This is a genomic window from Limnohabitans radicicola (genome assembly GCF_014837235.1).
GTDB lineage: Bacteria > Pseudomonadota > Gammaproteobacteria > Burkholderiales > Burkholderiaceae_C > Limnohabitans_A > Limnohabitans_A radicicola.
The window spans coordinates 185,015-202,453 of the sequence record NZ_JACYFT010000004.1 but is presented as its reverse complement, the minus strand read 5'-3'; the positions used below and the strand labels follow the sequence as shown (position 1 = coordinate 202,453).

Below are 17,439 nucleotides of genomic sequence, written 5' to 3'. Positions count from 1 at the left end.
GTCCAACCTGGCGCTGTCGGGCGGCGACAGCGGCAACTATTACCTGACGGGTGGCACCACCTTCAGTGGCAGCAATGGCACCATCACACCGGCCACGCTGACGGTGACGGCAGACAACAAGAGTCGGGTGTATGGCGATGCCAATCCGGTGTTCACCTACACGGTGACGGGTTACCAGAACAGCGAAAACGCCACCACGGCAGGTCTGACGGGTGCGCCTGCGATCAGCACGGTGGCCACGGCGGGCTCGAACGTGGGCAGCTACGCGATCACGACTGCGGCAGGTAATCTGGCGGCACAGAACTACCAGTTCAGCACGGTCGATGCGGCATTGACTGTGAATGCGCGGCCGGTCACCGTGACAGCAAACAACCAGAGCCGCAGCTATGGTGCCGCCAACCCGGCGCTGACCTACACGGTGGCTGCGGATGGTGTGGGCACGAGCCGTGGACTGTATGGCTCGGACACGCTGACGGGCGCGCTGGCCACCACAGCCACCACCACGACGGGGGTGGGTTCAGTGCCCATCACGCAAGGCACCCTGACGAATACCAACAACGGCAACTATGCGATCACGTTCAATGACGGCACTTTGACGATTGGTCAGGCCGCGTTGACCGTGACCGCCAACAGCACCAGCAAAACCTACGATGGTGTGGCCTATACGGGTGGCAGTGGGGTGACGTATGCGGGCTTTGCCAATGGTGAGACAGTGGCGGTATTGGGCGGGGCATTGACCTTCTCGGGGACCAGTCAGGGCGCGACGAATGTGGGGTCGTATGCGATCACACCCGGTGGTTTGAGCAGCGTCAATTACGCCCTGACCTACGTTGATGGCACCTTGACGGTGAACCCGGTGCCGGTGGTGCCGGTGACACCCTCGATCAGTGCCCGGTTGCAAGGCACGGTGAGCAAGGTGTACGACGGCCAGACCACGGCGACTTTGGCACCGGGCAATTACCTGCTGACTGGCTGGGTGGGCAACGATGGGGCCACGGTGACCAAGACCGCCGGCGTTTACGACAACGCCAATGCCGGCAAAGACAAGACGGTCACCGTCAGTTTGACCAGCAGCGACTTCAGTCCTGTCGGTACCACACGCTTGAGCAATTACATCCTGCCAAGCTCGGTCAGTGGAGTGGTGGGGGTGATCACCCCTGCGCCTTTGACGGTGACGGCAGACAACAAGAGCCGGGTGTATGGCGATGCCAATCCGGTGTTCACCTACACGGTGACGGGTTACCAGAACAGCGAAAACGCCACCACGGCAGGTCTGACGGGTGCGCCTGCGATCAGCACGGTGGCCACGGCGGGCTCGAACGTGGGCAGCTACGCGATCACGACTGCGGCAGGTAATCTGGCGGCACAGAACTACCAGTTCAGCACGGTCGATGCGGCATTGACTGTGAATGCACGGCCGATCACCGTGACAGCAAACAACCAGAGCCGCAGCTATGGTGCCGCCAACCCGGCGCTGACCTACACGGTGGCTGCGGATGGTGTGGGCACGAGCCGTGGACTGTATGGCTCGGACACGCTGACGGGCGCGCTGGCCACCACAGCCACGACCACAACGGGCGTGGGTTCAGTGCCCATCACGCAAGGCACCCTGACGAATACCAACAACGGCAACTATGCGATCACGTTCAATGATGGCACTTTGACGATTGGCCAGGCCGCGTTGACCGTGATCGCCAATAGCACCAGCAAAACCTACGATGGTGTGGCCTATACGGGTGGCAGTGGGGTGACGTATGCGGGCTTTGCCAATGGTGAGACAGTGGCGGTATTGGGCGGGGCATTGACTTTCTCGGGGACCAGTCAGGGCGCGACGAATGTGGGGTCGTATGCGATCACACCCGGTGGTTTGAGCAGCGTCAATTACGCCCTGACCTACGTTGATGGCACCTTGACGGTGAACCCGGTACCGGTGGTGCCGGTGACTCCATCGATCAGTGCCCGGTTGCAAGGCACGGTGAGCAAGGTGTACGACGGCCAGACCACGGCGACTTTGGCACCGGGCAATTACCTGCTGACTGGTTGGGTGGGCAACGATGGGGCCACGGTGACCAAGACCGCCGGCGTTTACGACAACGCCAATGCCGGCACAGACAAGACGGTCACCGTCAGTTTGACCAGCAGCGACTTCAGTCCTGTCGGTACCACACGCTTGATCAATTACATCCTGCCAAGCTCGGTCAGTGGAGTGGTGGGGGTGATCACCTCTGCGCCTTTGACGGTGACGGCCAAGAATGCCACCAAGACCTATGACGGTGCGATCTACGCCGGTGGTAACGGGGTGACGTATGCAGGCTTTGTCAACGGCGAAACGCCTGCAGTGCTGGCCGGTACTTTGACCTATGGCGGCAACAGCCAGGGGGCGGTCAATGCGGGCAGCTACACCATCACACCCGGTGGTTTGAGCAGTGGCAACTACAGTGTGGGCTACACCGACGGGATCCTCACGGTCAGCCCCGCAGTGCTGTCTGTCACGGCCATCAGCGGCAGGTTGCAAGGCACGGTGAGCAAGGTGTACGACGGCCAGACCAGGGCCACCTTGACCCCGGACAACTACCTGCTCAGTGGCTGGCTGGGCAGCGATGGTGCGACCGTGACCCAGACGACAGGCACATACGACAACCCCAATGTGGGAACGGGCAAGACAGTGACAGTCAGCCTGAGCAGCAGCGATTACAGACCAACAGGCACAACCAACCTGCAAAACTACACCTTGCCTACATCGGTCAGTGGTGCGGTGGGGACCATCACGCCCACAAAGGTGAGTGTGCCGGACACGCAAGGTCCTGCGTTGGGTGGAACGGAAGTCAATATCGCCTTGATCCATCAGGTCAACACGCACAGCTCGAATGTTCCCACTTTGCACAACGACCGTGCGCCAACGCCCGATGTGCCTGAGATGGGTTGCTTCCTGGTGGCCAGCAAGGCCGGCGTCCACATCAGGACGGCCACCATTTGCCGGGATTGAATCGGCATTTACCTTAAGAAAAAGGCCCAGTCACTGACTGGGCCTTTTTTGTTTTGGTGCCGTTGAGAGGAATCGAACCTCCGACCTCCGCGTTACGAATGCGATGCTCTACCAACTGAGCTACAACGGCGCAGGCGACATTATATTTGCGCGTGGTACTGGGTGATGCGCTCGACTTCGTTGCGTGAGCCCAGCACGACGCTCACGCGTTCGTGCAGCTGGCCCGGCTTCAGGTCCAGGATGCGGGTGTGGCCGTTGGTGGCGGCGCCACCGGCTTGCTCGATCAGCCAGCTCATGGGGTTGGCTTCGTACATCAGGCGCAGCTTGCCTGCTTTGTGGGGCTCGCGCTTGTCCCAGGGGTACATGAACACACCGCCACGGGTCAGGATGCGGTGCACGTCGGCCACCATGGAGGCGATCCAGCGCATGTTGAAGTCTTTGCCGCGTGGGCCTTCCTTGCCTTGCAGGCATTCGTCGATGTACTTGCGCACCGGGTCTGCCCAGTGGCGCATGTTGCTCATGTTGATGGCGAACTCTTTGGTGTCGGCGGGCACCTGCACGTTTTCTTGCGTGAGCACAAAGGAGCCTTGCTCGCGGTCGAGGGTGAACATGGCCACGCCGTCACCCACGGTGAGCACCAAGGTGGTCTGCGGGCCATAGATGCAGTAGCCTGCAGCCACTTGCTGCTTGCCCGGCTGCAGAAAGTCCTGCTCGGTCACACCCTGGTTGCCTTCGGGCTTTTTGAGCACGCTGAAGATGGTGCCGATGCTGACGTTGACGTCGATGTTGGACGAGCCATCGAGCGGATCGAACAGCAGCAGGTATTCGCCTTGCGGGTAGCGGTTGGGCACCAGGTAGATGCTGTCCATTTCCTCGGACGCCATGGCCGCGAGATGGCCGCCCCACTCGTTGGCTTCGAGCAGGACTTCGTTGGCGATGATGTCGAGTTTTTTCTGGACTTCGCCCTGCACATTCTCGCTTTCGGCGCTGCCCAGCACGCCGCCCAAAGCCCCTTTGTTGACGGCGTGGCTGATGCTCTTGCAGGCACGGGCCACCACTTCGAGCAGCAGGCGCAGGTCGGCAGGGATGTGGCCTTTGCTGCGTTGCTGCTCAACGAGGTAGCGTGAGAGGGAGATGTTGCTGCTCATGGCGGGCTTTCAGTTGTTCAGGGCACGGCTGACCACTTCGCGCACGTCGTTGGACAGGTCGGCTTTGGCGGCCACGCGCTCGATGGCGACTTTGGCTGCGCTGCGGTAGGGCTCGGTCAGGCGGCTCCAGCGGTCCATGGCGCGGGCCAGGCGGGCGGCGACTTGCGGATTGATGGCGTCCAGGGCCAGCACCTGCTCGCTCCAGAACACATAGCCAGCTGCGTCAGCGCGGTGGAAGGCGGCCGGGTTGGCGCTGCAGTAGCTGAAGATCAGGCTGCGGGCGCGGTTGGGGTTGCGCAGGTTGAAGTCGGGGTGCTGCATCAGCTGGCGCACACGCGGCAGCACATCGCCTGCGCGGTCGGGTGCGCTGCCTTGCAGGGCGAACCATTTGTCGATGACCAGGGCTTCGTCCTTGAACAGCTTATGGAAGGTGCCGAGTGCATCCTGTGCCAGTGTGTGGCCGCTCACCACCAGGGCCGACAGCGCATTGAAGCGCTCGGTCATGTTGCTGGCGTCTTTGAACAGCTGGTAGACCTTGCCAGGCAGCACGTCGTCGCCTTGTTGCACTGCGGCCAGGCACAGCATGGTCATGGCCAGGCCGCGCAGGGCGCGTCGACCACTCGATGTGGCGTCGCTCTGGTAAGCGCCTGGGGTGCGGTAGTGGTCCAGCGCCCAGGCCCAGTCGGCCTGCAAGGCGGTGGCCAGTTGCAGGCGCATGGCTTCGCGCAGGGTGTGCACGCGCTGCGGGTCAACCAGGCTGAGCTGGTCGGCGATGTAGTTCTCGGACGGCAGGGTGAGCGTGAGTTCCTTGAAGGCCGCGTCGAGCTCGGGGTGGCGCAGCACTTGGCGCAGGGCCTCGATCAATGCTGGCGACAAGGCTTGCACGTTGCTCAGGTCAGCATCGCTGCCCAGGGCCTGCACGGCGCTTTGCAGCATCAGGCGTTGGCCGGCTTCCCAGCGGTTGAAGGCGTCGCTGTCGTGTGCCAGCAGGCACATGAGTGCATCGGCGCTCAGCCCGTCGTCCAGCAATACCGGTGCGCTGAAGCCACGCAGCAACGAGGGCACGGGTTCGCTGTCCAGATTCACAAAGGTGAAGTGGGCGACGTTCTCGGTCAGCACCAAGGTGCGTTGCAAGGTGCTGTCTTCGCTGCCCGCCAACTGCAGGGGCAGGACGTGACCATCTCGCGACAGCAAGCCCAGCGTGACCGGGATCACGAAAGGTTCTTTGCTGCTTTGGCCTGGCGTGGCGGGGCAGGTCTGCGACAGGCTCAGTGTGTAGCTGCGCTCAGCCGCGTTGTAGAGGCCGCGCGCTTCCAGGCGGGGGGTGCCCGCCTGGCTGTACCAGCGCTTGAACTGGCCCAGGTGCTCGGCCAGGGCCGTGCCTGGGTTGGCGTCGGCAATCGCTTGCGCAAAGTCGTCGCAGGTGACGGCCTGGCCGTCGTGGCGCTCGAAGTAGAGCTTCATGCCCTTGGCAAAGCCTGCGCGGCCCAGGCTGTCGGTGGGCGTGGCCACCAGGGTCTGCATCATGCGAACGACTTCAGACCCTTTTTCGTAGATGGTGACGGTGTAGAAGTTGTTGATTTCTACGTAGCTGTCGGGGCGCACGGGGTGGGCCATGGGGCCGGCGTCTTCGGCAAACTGCACGGTGCGCAGCACGCGCACATCTTCGATGCGTTTGACGGCGCGGGCGCTGTCGATGCCCGCCATGTCCTGGCTGAACTCCTGGTCGCGGAAGACCGTCAGGCCTTCTTTCAGCGAGAGCTGGAACCAGTCGCGGCAGGTGATGCGGTTACCGGTCCAGTTGTGGAAGTACTCGTGGCCCACGACCGATTCGATGTTGCCGAAATCGGTGTCGGTGGCGGTGGCCGGGTTGGCCAGCACGAACTTGGTGTTGAAGATGTTCAGGCCCTTGTTTTCCATCGCGCCCATGTTGAAGTCGCTGGTGGCGACGATCATGAAGCGTTCCAGGTCCAGGGGCAGGCCAAAGCGGGCTTCGTCCCAGGCCACACTGGCCATGAGCGAGTTCATCGCGTGCTCGGTTTTGTCCAGGTCGCCAGGGCGCACAAACACCTGCAGTAAATGCTCGGTGCCGCTGCGGCTGGTGATGCGTTGCTCGCGCGCCACCAGCTGGCCCGCCACCAGAGCGAACAGGTAGCAGGGCTTCTTGTGCGGGTCGACCCACTTGGCAAAGTGGCGACCGTCTTCCAAGTCGCCTTGTTCGACCAGGTTGCCATTGGAGAGCAGCACCGGGTACTTGGTCTTGTCGGCACGCAGGGTGACGGTGTAGCTGGCCATCACGTCCGGGCGATCCAGGAAGTAGGTGATGCGGCGAAAGCCCTCGGCCTCGCACTGCGTGAAAAAAGTCCCCTGGCTCACATACAGGCCCATGAGCTGGGTGTTCTTCTCGGGGTTGCAGGTGGTGAAAATTTCGAGATCGAAAGCGTCATGGCTTTCGGGCAGGTTCTCCAGCACGAGCACTTCACCGTCCATCTTGAACGAGGTGCCGCCGCCGTTGACCAGCACGCGTGCCAGGTTGAGTTCTTCGCCGTCCAGGCGCAGCGGCTGGGCCGCCACATCGGGGTTGCGACGCAGGCGCATCTTGTTGAGGACGCGGGTCTTGGTGGGGTCGAGGTCGAAGGTCAGATCGACGCTGTCGATCCAGAACGCGGGTGCGGCGTACGCTTCGCGGTGGATGGCGGTGGCTTGTCCTTCACGCATCACTGTGCTCCGTGTTGTGGGGCGCTGAGCCGGGCTCAGACGCCTTGTTTGAGTGAGGCTTCGATGAACGCATCGAGGTCGCCGTCGAGCACCTTCTGGGTGGCCGAGATTTCGACGTTGGTGCGCAAGTCCTTGATGCGGCTGTTGTCCAGCACGTAGCTGCGGATCTGGTGACCCCAGCCCACATCGGTCTTGGTGTCCTCGAGCTTTTGCTGTTCTTCCTGACGCTTGCGCATCTCGTGGTCGTACAGGCGCGAGCGCAGGCGTTGCCAGGCGACGTCACGGTTGCTGTGCTGGCTGCGGCCGTCCTGGCACTGCACCACGATGCCGGTGGGGATGTGCGTCAGGCGCACGGCCGAGTCGGTTTTGTTGATGTGCTGACCGCCTGCACCGCTGGCGCGGTAGGTGTCGGTGCGCACGTCGGCGGGGTTGATGTTGATCTCGATCGAGTCGTCGATTTCGGGGTAGACGAACAGCGAGGCAAAAGAGGTGTGGCGGCCACCAGACGAGTCGAACGGGCTCTTGCGCACCAGACGGTGCACGCCGGTTTCGGTGCGCAGCAGGCCATAGGCGTATTCGCCCTCGACCTTGATGGTGGCGCTCTTGATGCCTGCGGTGTCGCCACCGGTTTCTTCTTCCACGGTGGCTTTGAAGCCTTTGCGTTCGGCGTACTTGAGGTACTGGCGCAGCAGCATGCTGGCCCAGTCGCAGGCTTCGGTGCCACCCGCGCCGGCCTGGATGTCGACAAAGCAGTTGAGCGGGTCGGCCGGGTTGTTGAACATGCGGCGGAACTCCAGCTCTTCGACCATTCGGGTCAGCTTGGCACCTTCGGCCTCGATGGTGAGCAGACCGGCTTCGTCGCCTTCTTCCTTGCTCATCTCGAACAACTCGAGGTTGTCGGCCAGCTCATTGGTCAGCGTGGTGATGGTCACCACCACAGCGTCCAGGGCTTTTTTTTCTTTGCCCAGTTCCTGGGCTTTTTTGGGGTCGTTCCAGACCGCGGGGTCTTCGAGCGATGCGTTGACGGTTCTCAGCCGTTCAGCTTTGGCATCGTAGTCAAAGATACCCCCGAAGTTCGTCGGTGCGCGCCGACAGGTCTGCCAAAGTTGCGCCGATCTGGTTGATGTGTTCTGCGTCCATGAGGATTCTTTTCTGTACGGTTCACTAAACCGACGATTTTCTCATGACTTGCCCGCTGAGGGCGGGGGGTGGACTTTAAAACTTGCGGCCGTAAGAGAACATGAGGCCGGCGGTGCCCAGCAGCTTCATTTGCACCGAGTCGTGCTCGCTGAGGTTGTAACCAATGGCCGGGATCACGCCAGGGGAAAAACCACCGTGGTTGAGGGGTACCTTGTGCTGGTATTTGCCCACATAGCCGTAAATGATGCCGCCCGTGACCTTGACGAAGAGCTTGGGGTTGTCAAAAAGACCGTTGAATTGCTGGCCCACATAGGCGTAGGTGGAGGGCTGGCCAAACGAGTTGCTGAAAAAGCTGATGCCGCACAGGCGCCCGCCGGGCAACTGCTCGTCGATGGCGACCAGCACCACTGGCTTGTGCTCGGGGTTGTGACTGAAGTGGTGGGTGAAGGGCGAGAAGGTGAATTCGCCCCGGTGCGTGGGCTCAGGTGCGCCCGGCACGGCCAGAAAGTCGGGGCAATAGCGCTTGTCGCTCTGGGCTTGGGCGGCCAAGCCGAAAGCGGCCAGGGTCAGAAAGAGGCAGATGGTTTTCAGAGTGCGCACAAATGGCCTCGTCCAGCAAAAAACACATATTTTAGTGATCGGGGCGGTTGGGTCGTGCTGCTGGGCGCTGCTCAGGCCAGAAAACCTTCCAGCAGCCGGGCCAGTGCTTCGGGTTGGTCGTGGTGCATCATGTGCCCGGCGTCCTGGATCACCTCCAGCCGCACCTGCGGCACAGATTTCAGGCGTTCGTGGTACTCGGCCAGGGTGTATTTGCCATTCCACCATTGGCTCAGCGAGTCGTCAGAGGCTTCGACCGCCAGCAGGGGTGGGGCGATGCGTTTGTACATTTCAAGCGCTTCTTCGACCCGGTAGATGTAGGGGTTGGTCACCTTGTGGGCCGAGTCGCCCAGGATGCGCCACTGCCCGTCTGCGCCCGGGCGTGCCCAGTGCCGCGCCAGCCAGTCGGCCTTGTCCTGCGGCAGGCGGCGGTTGGTTTTCATGAGGCGTGCGGCCACGCCTGCGGCATCGGCGTAGGGTTTGAGTTCGTTTTGGCCCTCACGCTGGGCTTTGAGCTCGTTCAGCCACTGGGCCATGCGGCCAGGGGCCTGCGAAGGCTTGGCCACGGCCAGGCCAAAGCCTTCGAGGTTGACCAGGCGGCGCACCCGCTCGGGGCGGGCACCGGTGTACATCATCACCACATTGCCGCCCATGCTGTGACCGACCAGGTCGATGGCCTGCCCGGGGTAGAAGTGGTCGAGCAGCGCGTCCAGGTCGCCCAGGTAGTCGGGCAGCCAGTAGCTGTCGGTGGGAGGGGATTCGGTCAGCCCATAGCCGCGCCAGTCAAAAGCGATGATGGGACGCTGCTGGACAAAAGCCTCGCTCAGGGCGTCGACCATGAATTGGTAGGAGGCGGCCACGTCCATCCAGCCGTGGGCCAACACCAGCGGGGTGGCCGTGCCTGTGGGGTTGCCCCAGTGGCGCACGTGGTAGCGGCAGCCGCGCAGTGACACAAAAGTGCTCGTGGATTCTCTGGAAACTTGGTACATATCTGCCCAATCATACGGAGACAAACCATGCCAAAGAGTCACCCCCACGACCTTTACGCCAACGTGCACCAGGGTTTTGGCTGGAAGGTGCCCCCAAAGTTCAACATCGCGCAGGTGTGCTGCGGCCGCTGGGCTGCAGGGTCAGATGCCGCCCGCCGCGTGGCCATCATTGAGCACGGGGCTGAAGGCCCGCACAGGCGTTGGACGTTTGCCCAGCTGCAGCAGGCGGCCAACCGCCTGAGCCAGGTGCTGACGCGCTTGGGCGTGCAGCGCGGTGACCGGGTGGCCATCGTCATGCCACAGCGCTTTGAGACGGCGGTGGCCTACATGGCGGTGCTGCAGATGGGGGCGGTTGCCATGCCGCTGTCGATGCTGTTTGGGCCAGAGGCGCTGTCTTTTCGCATCAACGACAGCCAGGCGCGGGTGGCCATTTGCGACGAGGCCGCCGTCGGGGCCGTGCTGCAGGCGCGGCCCGATTGCCCGGGCTTGGAAACGCTGATTGGCGTGGGTCAAGCGGCGGTGCAGGCCGACCTGAACTACGACACGGCCCTGGCCGCCGAGTCGGGCCGATTCAAGCCTGTGCGCACACGCGCCGAAGACGCGGCCGTGCTGATCTACACCAGCGGCACCACCGGCAACCCCAAAGGGGCCTTGATTCCGCACCGCGCCATGATCGGCAACCTCACGGGGTTTGTTTGCAGCCAGAACTGGTTTGGTTTTGATCCCTTCAAGGCAGAACGTCCCTCCCAAGCGGTGTTCTGGTCGCCCGCCGACTGGGCCTGGACCGGCGGGCTGATGGACGCCTTGCTGCCCAGCCTGTACTTCGGACGGCCCATCGTGGCCTTCAACGGGCGGTTTTCGCCCGAGGTGGCGTTCGAGATCCTGCACCGCCATGGCGTGACGCACACCTTTTTGTTCCCCACCGCGCTGAAGGCCATGATGAAAGCCGTACCCGACGCGAAGGCACGCTACCGCCTCAAGCTGCAGGCGATCATGAGCGCGGGCGAGGCCGTGGGCGATGCGGTGTTTGCCTACTGCCAGCAGCAGCTGGGTGTGACGGTGAACGAGATGTTTGGCCAGACCGAAATCAACTACGTGGTGGGCAACTGCGCGCGCCTGTGGCCTGCCAAACCCGGCAGCATGGGCAAAGGCTACCCGGGCCACCGTGTGGCGGTGATCGACGAGGCGGGCCAGTTGTGTCCCGCAGGCACCCCCGGCGAGGTGGCGGTGAACCGCTTTGACGTACACGGCCACCCCGACCCGGTGTTCTTTCTGGGCTACTGGAACAACGACAAAGCCACCCAGGCCAAATACACGGGCGACTGGTGCCGCACCGGGGACATGGCCGTGGCCGATGAAGACGGCTACCTTTGGTACCAGGGCCGCACCGACGACATGTTCAAGGCGGCGGGCTACCGCATCGGGCCGGGCGAGATCGAGAACTGCCTGGTCAAGCACCCGGCCGTGGCCAACGCCGCCGTGGTGCCCAAGCCCGACAAAGACCGCGGTGCACTGGTCAAGGCCTATGTGGTGCTCTCGCCCGACGCGCTGGCGCAGCGTGCGCGTGCGGCCAGCAGCGAAAAGTTCGAGGACGATGTTCGCCAGTCATTGCAGTCGCATGTGCGCGCCTTGCTGGCGCCTTATGAATACCCCAAGGAGATCGAGTTCATCGACCAGCTGCCCATGACCACCACCGGCAAGGTGCAGCGCCGCGTGCTGCGCCTGCAGGAGGAGGCGCGGGCAGCCTCTGCGGGCGCATGACAAAATAAGCCCCGAACACCCGCTGACACCCTGGTGTCACAAGCATTTCACTTCACACTTTCGGAAACACCATGAAACTCGTTCAGCTCGGCCAGTCCGATTTGCAAGTCACGCCCATCTGCCTGGGCACCATGACCTTTGGCCAGCAGGTCAACGAGGCCGATGCACATGCCATCCTGGACCGCTCGCTCGAGGCCGGTATCAACTTCATCGACACGGCCGAGATGTACGCCGTGCCCGCCTCTGCCGACACCTGTGGTGCCACGGAGACCTTCATAGGCAACTGGTTTGCCAAGCACCCCGGTGCCCGTCAGAAGCTGGTGCTGGCCACCAAGGTGGCAGGGCCGTCGCGTGGCATGCCCTGGATTCGTGAGGGCTCGGGCATGACGGGTCAGGACATCCTGAATTCTTGCGAGGGCAGCCTGCGCCGCTTGCAGACCGACGTGATCGACCTCTACCAGATCCACTGGCCTGAGCGCCATGTGCCCGTGTTTGGCATGACCTATTTCGACCCGTCCAAAGACAAGTCGGTCACCTCCATCCACGAGCAACTCGAAGCCCTGTCCAAGCTGGTCAAGGCGGGCAAGGTGCGCCACATTGGCCTGTCCAACGAAACACCTTATGGCGTGCATGAGTTTGTGCGCCTGGCCGAGCAGCATGGTCTGCCGCGTGTGGCCACAGTGCAAAACCCTTACTGCCTGGTCAGCCGCACCTACGACAACGGGCTCGACGAAACCATGTACCGACTGAATGTCTCGATGTTGGCCTACTCGCCGCTGGGCTTCGGCTTGTTGACCGGCAAATACGACAACGCCGACCTGACCGGGCCGTTGGTGCCTGACGGTGGCCGCATCGCCCGCTACGACTCGATGCGCAAGCAGCGCTGGGGCCGTCCGGAGGCGCTGGCCGCTGCCCGCCGCTACAACCAGCTGGCCCGTGACAACGGCATGACACCCACCCAGATGGCGCTGGCGTTCTGCTACCACCGCTGGAGCGTGGCCAGCACCATCATCGGTGTGACTTCGCTGACACAACTCAACGAAGACCTGGCGGCCTGGAACACCCAGTTGTCGCCCGAAGTGCTCAAGGCCATTGACGACATCCGCTGGGAAGTGCGCGACCCGGCTTTGTGACTGGGCTGGGTGATATCGGGCGATGGCCAAGAAAGACAAAGTCAGCGAAACCCCAGCTACAGCGCTCTTGCGACAGCACGGGGTGAGCTTCACCGAGCACCCCTACGAGTACCTGGAGCATGGCGGGGCTCAGCACAGCGCGCAGGTGCTGGGCATGGACCCGTTCAGTGTGGTCAAGACCCTGATCATGCAGGACCAGGACGCCAAGCCGCTGGTGGTGCTGATGCACGGTAACCGCAAGGTGTCCACCAAAAACCTGGCGCGGCAGGTGGGGCTCAAGTCCATCGAGCCGTGTGCCCCCGATGTGGCCAACCGCCACAGCGGTTACCTGGTGGGCGGCACTTCGCCCTTTGCCACGCGGCGGGCCATGCCGGTTTACATCGAAGAAACCATCCTCGCTTTGCCGCGCATCTGCATCAATGGCGGCAGGCGCGGCTACCTGGTGGGCATCGACCCGCAGGTGTGTGTGCAGCTGCTGGGCGCCAAGCCGGTGAACTGCGCGCTGGCAGAATGACGGCCTGAACAGAACAAGGAACATCGCATGGAATTGCTGCTCCCCATTGGCGTGGTGCTGGCCAGTTACCTGGTGGGCTCGCTGAGCTTTGCCGTCATCGTCAGCCGCCTGATGGGCCTGAACGACCCGCGCAGCTACGGCAGCAAGAACCCCGGTGCCACCAATGTGCTGCGCTCGGGCAACAAGAAGGCGGCCATCCTGACCCTGTTGTTTGACGCTTTCAAAGGCTGGCTGCCCGTGTGGCTGGTGTTGGGCTTTGGCCCGGCACACGGTTTGGGCGTGGAAGTCGCTGCCTTAGCGGGGCTGGCCGCCTTTTTGGGTCACCTGTACCCGGTGTTCTTTGGCTTTGTGGGTGGCAAGGGCGTGGCCACGGCTGTGGGCGTGCTGCTGGGCATCAACGGCTTGCTGGCGCTGGCCACGGTGGGCACGTTTGCCATCGTGGTGTATTTCAGCCGCTACGTGTCGCTGGCGTCGATGGTGGCGGCCGTGTTTGCGCCTGTGTATTACCTGTTTGGCGATGGCGTGGCCTGGCAGGCCTCTGCTGCCGAAGTGCTTTGCTTGGCCGTCATGGCCGTCCTGCTGGTCTGGCGGCACCGTGAAAACATCAACCGCCTGTTTGCGGGCACCGAGTCCAAACTGGGTGCCAAAAAGTCGTGAAGACGGGCCCAGTCCTGGGCGCTTCACGCGCCTGAAACACGTATACCCAAGGATGGATTGCTGGCGCAGAGGGGCTTGCCCAGAATTCGGGGCATGGTTTCAAGTCAGGAGCTCGCCATGTCTCACCCTGTTTGGATTGTTGTGGCCAACGGGTCGGATGCCCGTGCCTTCGAGCGACGTGGTGCCCACGAACCTTTGATCGAGCTGCACCACTGGGAGCACCCGCAAACGCGCATGCATGCGAGCGAGTTGAGCAGGGACCATCCTGGCCCTGGTCACAGTGGGCGAGGTGGTTTGACACCGCGGATTGAGCAACGGCACAAGGCCAGGCAACAATTGGCGCACACCTTGTCGCAATGGCTGCAGGCGCGTCTGGCGCAACAGAACCAGGGCCGGGTGGTGCTTTTTTCTTCCAATCCTTTTTTGGGCGAGCTGATGGCCGAGTTGCCTGAGGCCGTGCACACGCATGTGTGTGAGAGCCATCCCACCGACCTGACGGCATTGCCATTTCAAGTGCTGGACGAACGTCTGCGTCAGGTTTATCGCCTGTGAGCGTACAGACCGTGGTCCAGCGTCTGGATCAGAAGGGCCAGGGTCATGAAGCCGCTGAGCAGCAGCAGGTGCTGGTGCGCGGTCAAGCCCGTGGGCAGTGCAGTCCCAATCAGCGGCAAGAGCAGCGGCAAGAGCAGCAGGGCCAGCATGGCTCCGTTCATGCCAATGCATTGCCAGGAGAAGCGCACCGCCCGCCCATGTGCAAACGGCAGGTGCGCGTGCGCGGCCATGGCGCATGCGGCCATCTGCCAGCAGGCCAGCGGCCACAGGTAGGCGTCCAGACCCTGCCAGCTGGCTTGCAGCCAGCCCCAGTGCAGAGCCGCATCCACGGCGAGTGCGATGGCCGCGATCACGACGCAGGCCAGCGCGGCCATGTGCAGTGAAGTGCGGCGCTGGGCCGCGCCTTCGCTCATCACCACTTGGGCCCAGGCCGAGTGCACCAGTCCCGGAATGAAGCCAAAGACCCGCAACAGCACCAGCAACATGCCCGCCTCGACTGTGCCGTACAGGGCTTGCCACTGCACCGCCAGCAGGCCGCTCACCGCCACATCGGTCAGGGTGTGCAGCAGTTTGAGTCGGGTGTTGCGGGTGTCGCCGTGTACCGGGTCTGAGTGGGGGGGCTCTGTGGGAGCCGCAGGCGATGAGGTCCATGCGGGCAAGAGCCACAAGGCGCCTGCGCCATAGCCCAGCAGCGCTGACAGCAAGAGCGTGCGGCTGTCTGTCAGGCCCAGCGCCACGGCGCCAAAACCCGAGATGAGCGCCGCCAGCACCGGGGGCAGCAGGCGCACCCAGGCGACGGCCGCAGGGGCCTGCTGGCGCAACGTGAGGCTTTGCGCCAGCAGCCAGCTCATCTGCAGCACGGCGATGCCGCCCACCCAGGGCACCAGCGCGCCCCAGTGCTGGGCGCTGGCGCTGCTGTGGCTGTGTGACCACCACAGGGCCAGCAGCGCCCCAGGGCTCATCCAGAGCATGCGCACGGCGCTTTGGCCCCAGGCCGAGGCGGCGGCGGTGTGGGCGGCGGTGTGCCGTTCGGCCAGCAGGCTCAGCGGGCTTTGTGCGAGCGCGAGCGTGGCCCAGCAAAAAGCGATCTGGCTGACCACCGAAAACTGTCCGACGGCCGAGGCGTCAAACAGCTTGAGCAGAAAGAGCGCAAACAGGCCTTGCGCGGCCAGCGACACCACGCTGCCCAGCGCAGCAAACAGGCTGGTCGATGGCAGTCGGGTGCGCAGCTTCATGGCCGCTCACAGTCCCAAGGCTTGCCACAGGGGCAGCGATTGCAGTTGCGCGTCCCATGTCAGGGGGCGCAGGTGTTGCCGGTAGGCCTCAGGCGCTGGCAGTTGCGTCACGGCTTGTCGCCAGGCCTGCGCCGAGGTGAGCGCAATCAGCCATTGCACCCGCCCGGGGTGTTCCGTGGCGATGCGCTCGGCCCAGCTTGAGCGGCTGCTGATCACGGGCAGGCCCACGGCCAGGTATTCGAGCATCTTGGTCGAGGTTTGCGCCGACAGCGGCAGCACATTGGGCACCAGGTTCAGACCTGCCCGGGCACGCAGCAAATGGGTGGGCACGTCGTCCTGAGCGATGCGCCCGGTGGTGTGGATGTGCGGCAGTCGCTCGATCACGGTGCGCAGCTCGGGCGGTATTTGACCGATCAGCAGCAGGCGCAAACCAGCCTCGTCGATGGCTTGCAGTGCGGGCACGAATGGCATCAGACGCGACATTTCGCCCAGGTACACCAGATCGAACTCGGGCTCGCCTTGGGCCTGCGCTGTCAGGAAGTGGGCGGGCACCCCCATGTCGCGCAGGCTGTAGGGCACGGGGTCGGTCAGGGCCATGCGCAGGCGCAGCCACTCGCTTTGAAAGACGCGGTGTGCGGGGCGGGGGTGGCTGAATTCCTTGACCCGGTCTTTGAGCCAGGCCATCGGTGCAACGCTGGCCGAGGCGTATTCGTGCACATGCTGGCTGTGGGCCAGGCGGCGTGTGTGGCTGCGGCTGACGCGACCGCAGATCCACCAGACCACGTCGGCGTTGCCCGGCACGCTGGCCGGGTCGCTGTGCACGTGCACCTCATGTCCACGGCGTGTGAGTTCTTGCCGATAGGCCGCGAGTTCAGGCAGGTAGGCCGAGCCGCCGTGCACGAAATGCACCGATTTGCGGTTGTGGGTGGTCGGTGTGGCCGCAGGGGCGGCGGGTATTGCGGGCGAGGCTGCAGGGGCTTCGCCGATCGGTTCGTCCAGCAGCTCGCACAGCAAGGTTTGCCACTGCTGGCCAAAGGCCTGCGCTGGGTGTTGCGCTGCGATGCCGCGTGCCAATGCTTGCCGGTTGCCCTCGGGTGTTTGCAGGCTGGCGAGCACGGTGTGGGCCAGGCTCTGGGGGGTGTCGTCGTTGGCGATCCAGTGTGGCGCATCGCTGCCCAGCAGCTCGTGCAGGGCAGGCAGGGGCGTGGCGATGCAGGGCACACCTGCGGCCAGGGATTCGAGCGCCACCATGGGGTAGCCCTCGTAGGCCGAGCACAGCAAGGTGGCTTGCCAGGCGCGGTAGGTGTCGGCGCTGACGGCCTGCTCACCCAGGAAGTGCACGCGTTCGGGCAGGCGCGCCTCAGGGGCTGCGGCTTGCACCTGTGCCTCAAGCGCCGTGCGCAAAGGGCCATCGCCCACGATGTTCAGGTGGTAGCAGGCGGGCAGGTGGGCGAGGGTCTGCAGTAGCAGCTCAGGCCGTTTTTCGGGGGAGAGGCGGCCGACATAGCCCAGTTGAACGGTGTGGGTGTCGACCGTGGCGGGGTGGTGGTGTTCAGTCCACGGGGCGGGGTTGTGGATCACGCGCCTGTGGGGCTGGCGCACGCCCGGCATGGCCTGCGCAAAACTGTCCATCGAGGTTTGCGAGGCGAACACCAGTGCCTGGGCGAGGTTGTAGATGCCTTGCAAAAAGCCCCTTTTGATGGCCGAAGGTGGGTTGTGCCGCAGCACTTGTGCCAAGGGGCCGTGCACCCAGATCACGGCAGGGCGGTGCGCAAGCAGGCCCAGCAACACGGCCCAGTAGGCGGGCTGGAAGTTGTTGGACGCGATCAGCACATCGGCTTGCCGGGCTTGTTCCACCAGCGCTGGCCAGGGCGGCCGCCCCGTGCGCACGCTGACCTGTTCGATCACCCAGCCGTGCGCCGCCAGTGTCTGCTGCAGCCAGCCCAGCATGGTCTGGATGCCGCCTGGGCCTTGTTCTTCGCAAAGAAGGAGTGCGCGCCGCTGCATGG

13 protein-coding genes and 1 tRNA gene are annotated in these 17,439 nt (G+C 63.6%); 6 read left to right on the top strand and 8 right to left on the bottom strand.

The window, feature by feature from the left end:
* On the top strand, positions 1-2,986 hold a 2,986-nt coding region (locus tag IC609_RS15445), incomplete at its 5' end, for a beta strand repeat-containing protein (RefSeq protein WP_225224237.1).
* Positions 2,987-3,040: 54 nt separating this feature from the next.
* On the opposite strand, the gene IC609_RS15440 is transcribed toward IC609_RS15445, so the two are convergent.
* The 6 genes from IC609_RS15440 to IC609_RS15415 form a co-directional block, all read right to left on the bottom strand.
* Positions 3,041-3,116, bottom strand: a tRNA-Thr gene (locus IC609_RS15440).
* Positions 3,117-3,126: 10 nt separating this feature from the next.
* Complete coding sequence (locus IC609_RS15435; protein ID WP_191820413.1) at positions 3,127-4,134, bottom strand: class 1 fructose-bisphosphatase; 1,008 nt, start codon at positions 4,132-4,134, stop codon at positions 3,127-3,129.
* Between the two features lie 9 nt (positions 4,135-4,143).
* Positions 4,144-6,852 carry an aminopeptidase N gene (pepN, locus tag IC609_RS15430; RefSeq protein WP_191820412.1) on the bottom strand — a complete coding sequence of 903 codons (2,709 nt, stop codon included), beginning with the start codon at positions 6,850-6,852 and terminating at the stop codon, positions 4,144-4,146.
* 35 nt (positions 6,853-6,887) lie between these two features.
* Positions 6,888-7,992, bottom strand: a protein-coding gene (gene prfB / locus IC609_RS15425; RefSeq protein ID WP_191820411.1) for a peptide chain release factor 2 whose coding sequence is annotated in 2 segments (ribosomal slippage) — positions 6,888-7,910 and positions 7,912-7,992 — 1,104 coding nt in all. Because the reading frame shifts where the segments join, the coding sequence is not laid out codon by codon here.
* 75 nt (positions 7,993-8,067) lie between these two features.
* Positions 8,068-8,592 carry a hypothetical protein gene (locus IC609_RS15420; RefSeq protein ID WP_333473716.1) on the bottom strand — a complete coding sequence of 175 codons (525 nt, stop codon included), beginning with the start codon at positions 8,590-8,592 and terminating at the stop codon, positions 8,068-8,070.
* A 71-nt stretch (positions 8,593-8,663) separates the two neighbouring features.
* Entirely contained in the window at positions 8,664-9,578 is a 915-nt protein-coding gene (locus IC609_RS15415; protein WP_191820410.1) for an alpha/beta fold hydrolase, read from the bottom strand.
* A 27-nt stretch (positions 9,579-9,605) separates the two neighbouring features.
* Here IC609_RS15415 and IC609_RS15410 point away from each other — a divergent pair, with 27 nt between their 5' ends.
* From IC609_RS15410 to IC609_RS15390, 5 genes are all read left to right on the top strand, one after another.
* A complete protein-coding gene (locus IC609_RS15410) occupies positions 9,606-11,339 on the top strand; it encodes an acyl-CoA synthetase (protein WP_191820409.1) in 1,734 nt (577 codons plus the stop codon).
* A gap of 71 nt (positions 11,340-11,410) precedes the next feature.
* A complete protein-coding gene (locus IC609_RS15405; RefSeq protein WP_191820408.1) occupies positions 11,411-12,472 on the top strand; it encodes an aldo/keto reductase in 1,062 nt (353 codons plus the stop codon).
* Between the two features lie 22 nt (positions 12,473-12,494).
* Positions 12,495-12,986, top strand: a complete 492-nt coding sequence (locus tag IC609_RS15400; protein ID WP_191820407.1) for an aminoacyl-tRNA deacylase — start codon at positions 12,495-12,497, stop codon at positions 12,984-12,986.
* A gap of 27 nt (positions 12,987-13,013) precedes the next feature.
* A complete protein-coding gene (gene plsY, locus IC609_RS15395; protein ID WP_191820406.1) occupies positions 13,014-13,643 on the top strand; it encodes a glycerol-3-phosphate 1-O-acyltransferase PlsY in 630 nt (209 codons plus the stop codon).
* A gap of 117 nt (positions 13,644-13,760) precedes the next feature.
* Entirely contained in the window at positions 13,761-14,195 is a 435-nt protein-coding gene (locus IC609_RS15390; protein WP_191820405.1) for a host attachment protein, read from the top strand.
* Here the strand turns inward: IC609_RS15390 and IC609_RS15385 are convergent.
* On the bottom strand, positions 14,183-15,430 hold the full coding sequence (locus IC609_RS15385; protein WP_191820404.1) for a hypothetical protein: 1,248 nt from the start codon (positions 15,428-15,430) through the stop codon (positions 14,183-14,185). The genes IC609_RS15390 and IC609_RS15385 overlap by 13 nt on opposite strands.
* A gap of 6 nt (positions 15,431-15,436) precedes the next feature.
* A complete protein-coding gene (locus IC609_RS15380) occupies positions 15,437-17,437 on the bottom strand; it encodes a glycosyltransferase (RefSeq protein ID WP_191820403.1) in 2,001 nt (666 codons plus the stop codon).
* Positions 17,438-17,439: the final 2 nt, after the last annotated feature.

Bases quoted from the DNA above. Each gene is read 5' to 3' on its own strand.
- IC609_RS15435 (WP_191820413.1), bottom strand. From the start codon at position 4,134: ATGAGCAGCAACATCTCCCTCTCACGCTACCTCGTTGAGCAGCAACGC.
- pepN (WP_191820412.1), bottom strand. From the start codon at position 6,852: ATGCGTGAAGGACAAGCCACCGCCATCCACCGCGAAGCGTACGCCGCA.
- IC609_RS15415 (WP_191820410.1), bottom strand. From the start codon at position 9,578: ATGTACCAAGTTTCCAGAGAATCCACGAGCACTTTTGTGTCACTGCGC.
- IC609_RS15410 (WP_191820409.1), top strand. From the start codon at position 9,606: ATGCCAAAGAGTCACCCCCACGACCTTTACGCCAACGTGCACCAGGGT.
- IC609_RS15405 (WP_191820408.1), top strand. From the start codon at position 11,411: ATGAAACTCGTTCAGCTCGGCCAGTCCGATTTGCAAGTCACGCCCATC.
- IC609_RS15400 (WP_191820407.1), top strand. From the start codon at position 12,495: ATGGCCAAGAAAGACAAAGTCAGCGAAACCCCAGCTACAGCGCTCTTG.
- plsY (WP_191820406.1), top strand. From the start codon at position 13,014: ATGGAATTGCTGCTCCCCATTGGCGTGGTGCTGGCCAGTTACCTGGTG.
- IC609_RS15390 (WP_191820405.1), top strand. From the start codon at position 13,761: ATGTCTCACCCTGTTTGGATTGTTGTGGCCAACGGGTCGGATGCCCGT.
- IC609_RS15385 (WP_191820404.1), bottom strand. From the start codon at position 15,430: ATGAAGCTGCGCACCCGACTGCCATCGACCAGCCTGTTTGCTGCGCTG.
- IC609_RS15380 (WP_191820403.1), bottom strand. From the start codon at position 17,437: ATGCAGCGGCGCGCACTCCTTCTTTGCGAAGAACAAGGCCCAGGCGGC.